The organism is Bradyrhizobium ingae (assembly GCF_055791185.1).
The window spans coordinates 1-1,525 of the sequence record NZ_JBVUBB010000092.1; the positions used below are offsets into that span (position 1 = coordinate 1).

Here is a 1,525-nt window from a genome sequence, read left to right on the forward strand (position 1 = left end):
TAGTCTTACTGCGTCACAAACGGTGGTCTGTGGAATGGGCGAACTTGATTGCACAACAAGGGCATCTCGACAACGTTCGGACCAGCCCTTGTTCGAGTCGCCGTCGCATCGTCGTGATCGAATTTGGAATGTGACGTTGGGTCCGTAGCGGCAGAACCGCGGGGTCTGTAATCTGCGGGAACGCGAGCGAGCGGGATCGGCCGGGCGCGCCGAGCGCCTGAGGGGGGAATCGTCTCCCGCTCGGAGATCAGGAATCCGAAGGCTGCAATGCACATCGTTGCGTGATGATGAAAGCCGCGCCAGCCGCGTCCCTCGAAGTGGCCAAGCCCGACTTCCTGCTTGAGATCCTGATAGTCGCGTTCGATGCGCCAGCGCAATTTAGCGGTCTCAACGAGAGTCCGGAATGCCACATCCTCCGGCAATGTCGAGAGCCAGTATTTGGTAGGCTGGTCCTCGCCTTTCGGCCATTCAATCAGCAACCATTCCTCCAACCGCTGGGTGGTTTGCCAATAATCACGGTGCGCGGCACGGACCCGCACGCGGGCAAAGCGCGAGCTCAGCTTTTCGTTCGTTCCTTGCCGCCACGTGATGGTGCGCCAAGCTTTGGCCGGCAGGCCGATCGCGAGCGCTTTGACGGCGGCCGGCCGATGCTGACGGTTGCGGCGCATCAGTTTCGGGGGACGGCCGCGGCCCGACCATGGCTTCGGCGGCAAGGGACCGGTGCCGGGCGCCCATACCGTTGTGCTCGACAGAAGACCCGCCACATAGGTCAATCCCAGCGCCGTGATCTCCGTGCGCAGATCGCTGTTGTTGCCATAGCCCGCGTCCATCAGCACGACACCGCGCGGAAGGCCGGTCGCACAGGCCCACTGCAACTGCTCCAGCGCGATCTCCGGCTTGGTCCGGAAGCCGACTTCGGCAGGAATGCCCACCTTGCGCCGCCGATCGCAATCCTCAGTCCATTCCTTCGGAAGATAAAGGCGATAGGCGACAGGCAGGCTGGCGTGGTGGTTGGCAATCGACAGTGACACCGCCACCTGGCAACTATCCTGCTTGCCGAGCTGCCCGCAATATTGCCGTGCAACTCCAACCGAATGTCGCCCCTGCTTGGGAAAGCCGGTGTCATCGATGATCCAAGCTTCGATCGGGCTCTGGCGTTCAATCGCCGGCAGGACCATCTCGCGTACCTTGCCCAGCACCTTCTCATCCGACCAGGTGCCGCTGCCGACGAAATGCAGCAGCGATTGATGCTGGGCGGCCGTCCGTTCCGGAGCCGTCACCGCCGCCATCGGCTCCACGCTCTTGCGACCGCCACAGGCCATGAGGCCGACGCAATAGTCGCGCAGCGGTGCCTTCCGATCAGCATGACCGATGACGCTGGCAAGCCCTTCCAAATACGCCGCAAATCGCATCTCACTGGTCTTGGTGCCACGCCCGCTCATGTAGCCTCCTCGGCTGATGGTCCATGCTTCAACCATCGCTGATTCCGGCCGGACAAAGCCTGCGGTTTTGTGACTCAGTCAGA

Annotated in this window: 1 protein-coding gene; it reads right to left on the reverse strand. The window is 62.2% G+C overall.

Annotated elements, in window-relative coordinates; genetic code table 11:
* Positions 1-5 precede the first annotated feature (5 nt).
* Entirely contained in the window at positions 6-1,442 is a 1,437-nt protein-coding gene (locus ACV1FX_RS41655; protein WP_473123274.1) for an IS701 family transposase, read from the reverse strand.
* Positions 1,443-1,525: the final 83 nt, after the last annotated feature.